The organism is Streptomyces cahuitamycinicus, from assembly GCF_002891435.1.
Taxonomy (GTDB): Bacteria; Actinomycetota; Actinomycetes; order Streptomycetales; family Streptomycetaceae; genus Streptomyces; species Streptomyces cahuitamycinicus.
This window is the reverse complement of sequence record NZ_POUC01000692.1, coordinates 1-2,744: the sequence shown is the minus strand read 5'-3', so window position 1 is coordinate 2,744 and position 2,744 is coordinate 1. Positions and strand designations below refer to the sequence as shown.

The 2,744-nt window shown below is 73.6% G+C and carries 4 protein-coding genes; 2 read left to right on the top strand and 2 right to left on the bottom strand.

Features of this window, described 5'->3' with window-relative positions; genetic code table 11:
• Nucleotides 1-358: ABC transporter permease subunit (locus C1J00_RS41710; RefSeq protein WP_439333481.1), on the bottom strand; the 358-nt coding region annotated here is incomplete at its 3' end.
• Complete coding sequence (locus C1J00_RS41705) at nucleotides 358-834, bottom strand: hypothetical protein (protein WP_102914016.1); 477 nt, start codon at nucleotides 832-834, stop codon at nucleotides 358-360. The genes C1J00_RS41710 and C1J00_RS41705, both read right to left, overlap by 1 nt.
• Nucleotides 835-979: 145 nt before the next feature.
• Here C1J00_RS41705 and C1J00_RS41700 point away from each other — a divergent pair, with 145 nt between their 5' ends.
• Together C1J00_RS41700 and C1J00_RS41695 are read left to right on the top strand one after the other, a co-directional pair.
• Complete coding sequence (locus C1J00_RS41700; RefSeq protein ID WP_180989890.1) at nucleotides 980-1,543, top strand: MTB12 C-terminal domain-containing protein; 564 nt, start codon at nucleotides 980-982, stop codon at nucleotides 1,541-1,543.
• Nucleotides 1,518-2,744, top strand: a 1,227-nt coding sequence (locus C1J00_RS41695) for an ABC transporter substrate-binding protein (protein WP_102914017.1), incomplete at its 3' end; no start/stop codon positions are given. The genes C1J00_RS41700 and C1J00_RS41695, both read left to right, overlap by 26 nt.

The following is a 2,744-nucleotide window of genomic DNA, read 5'->3' as shown; positions in this document are numbered from 1 at the left end:
GCCCCCACAGCAGCGCCGCCCCGCCCACCAGCAGCACGAACACGCCGATGGACGCCACCAGCGTCTGGGCCGGGTCACCGCCCAGGACCGCCAGGGGCCGGAAGACGAACCGTTCCAGGACCACCCCCAGGCCCGGAGCCAGCACCAGCAGCGTCACCACCGCACCGAGCCACAGGGGCCAGCCCCACTCGACCACGCACTGCCGCAGCACATACGCGCACACCATCGCGATCGCGCCGTGGGCGAAGTTCAGCACGCCCGTCGCGCGGTACGTCACGATCAGGCCGATCCCGGTCAGCGCCGCCGCGCTGCCCACCGAGAGCCCGGCGAGGGCGAGGTCGTACGTCAGCGACGACATCAGTCGGTTTCTTCGGCCGGCTCGCAGATCGGGCAGGGGTCCAGCTCACCGCTCGCCACCAGCTTGGAGTCCACCGGGACCGCCTCCGCCTTGCCGGCGACCAGCGGGCAGTCCGCGCGGTGCCACAGCGTGCCGCCCGGCACCATCAGCAGGTCGCCGCTGACCGCGAGCGGGGCGAGCCCGGCCCGGCCGGTTCCCTCCGGCTCGTCCGGCTCCGCCGCCACCAGCAGGTGGTACAGCTCCTCCACGCGGGCGGCGGCGATCGCATCCCGGCCCCGGGCCAGCAGCACCGCCCCGGCGACGATCAGCGCGGCCCCGGGGACCGTGCAGGAGGCGAGGTAGGGCAGCTGCCGTTCGGCGTAACGCTCGCCGGAGACTCCGTACCAGCCGACGACGCACAGCACCGCGCCGGCGGCCAGGGCGGCCCAGCCGGCCCACAGGACGGGATGCACGGTCCGCAGTCGGCTGGTCCGCATCGCTGGCTCCCACACGTCGGGTTCGGCTGTGCGTGCGTCGGGCTGCCTGTTCAAGTCCGCCGATCGCTTGCACTATGCCCTGTGGAAGCTGACCCTGAAAGCACCGGGCGCCCATGGCCCGGACCGACACCCGGTGGTGAGCCAGATGGTTCTCGGCAGCGACCTCAAGCGGGGGAACGCGAGGGGCGGTCCGCACACCGCGGGACGGGGCACGGCGATCGCCGCCGCCCTGGTCCTGGCCCTCGCACCGGCCCTGGCGGCCTGCAGCGACGACAGCGGCGGCGGCAGCGAGGCCACGCCTCCGACCCCGACAGCGGAGCGCACCACGAGCGCTCCGGCCACCGCGCCGGCCGACCGGGCCGCCGCCGAGGCGGAGATCAGGCAGAACTGGCAGAAGTTCTTCGACCCGAAGACCTCGACCGAGGACAAGCAGGCCGTCCTGGAGAACGGCGACCGGATGGGCCCCGTCCTGCAGGCCTTCAGCGGCGACGAGCGCGGCGGGCAGGTCCAGGCGAAGGTCACCAAGGTCGAGTTCACCTCGGCGACCGGGGCGGACGTCACCTACACGCTCACCCTGAAGGGCGCGACCGCCCTGCCCGACGCCTCCGGAAGCGCCGTCGAACAGGACGGCACCTGGAAGGTGTCCGCCAAGACGCTGTGCGCGCTGGTGCAACTGAGCGGCAATGCGTCCCCGATCCCGGGCTGCTGAGGCACTCGCCGCGGTGCTGCTGCTCGCCCTGAGCGCGGCCTGCGGCAGCCGGCTCCCGGAGAGCGACTTCGAGCGCGACGACCCCACCCGGGCGCCCCGCGACGCCGCGCCCCTGCGGGTCGGCATCATCACCAGCGCCACCAGCCCGGTCGGCGGCAGCGCCTTCACCGGCCCGCGCGACGGCGCCCAGGCCTTCTTCGACCGGCTCAACGCGCGCGGGGGCATCGACGGCCGCCGGATCGAGGTGCGCGGTTGCGACGACGGCGGCAGCGGCGTCGGCAACAACGAGTGCGTGCACCGGCTCGTGGCGGAGGACAAGGTCGTCGCCCTGGTCGCGACCACCGCCCTGGACTACGCGGGGGCCTCCCGCGTCTCCCGCGCGCGCGTGCCCGACATCGGCGGCCAGCCCATCGGCACCGCCTACGACACCCTCCCGCACCTCTACGGCATCTACGGCAGTCTCGCGCCCCGCGACGGCACCCCCGGCTGGGACGGAAAGCTGTACGGCGGGACCGAGGTCTACCGATACTTCAAACGTGAGCACGGCGCCCGCACCGCCGCCGTCGTCTCCTACAACCAGTCCGCCTCGGCCGCCTACGCCCGGCTCGTCGAGCGGGGGCTGCGCGCCGAGGGCTACAAGGTCGTCACCGAGCAGGTCGACTTCGCCCTGCCCAACTTCCGCGCCGTCGCCGCCGATCTGAAAGAGCAGGGCGCCGACCTGGTGTTCGACGCGATCGACGGGCACGGCAACGCCCGGCTCTGCCAGGCCATGGACGAGGCCGGCGCCGACGTCACCGCCAAGGTGACCAACGTGCAGAACTGGACGTCCACCGTCGCCGAGGACTACAAGGACGCCCCGCGCTGCCGCAACGCCCTCTGGGCGACCGGCGCCAGCCGCAACTTCGAGGACACCGGCCACCCGGCCGTACGGGAGTTCCGCGAGGCGACGAAGGACCTGAAGACGCACTCCCAGTGGCAACTGGAGGGGTGGGCGGCCGCGCGGTGGTTCACGGACGCGGCGACGTCCTGCGCGACGACGGGCATCACGCGCGCGTGCGTCGACGCCTACATGGACCGCAGCCAGGGCTACACCGCCGGGGGGCTGCTGCTCCCCGTCCGCTTCGAGCGCCTGCCGGAGCCGCCGAAGAGCAGCAGGACCTGCCTGTCGGTGGCCCGCTGGCAGGACGGGAAGGGCTGGGTG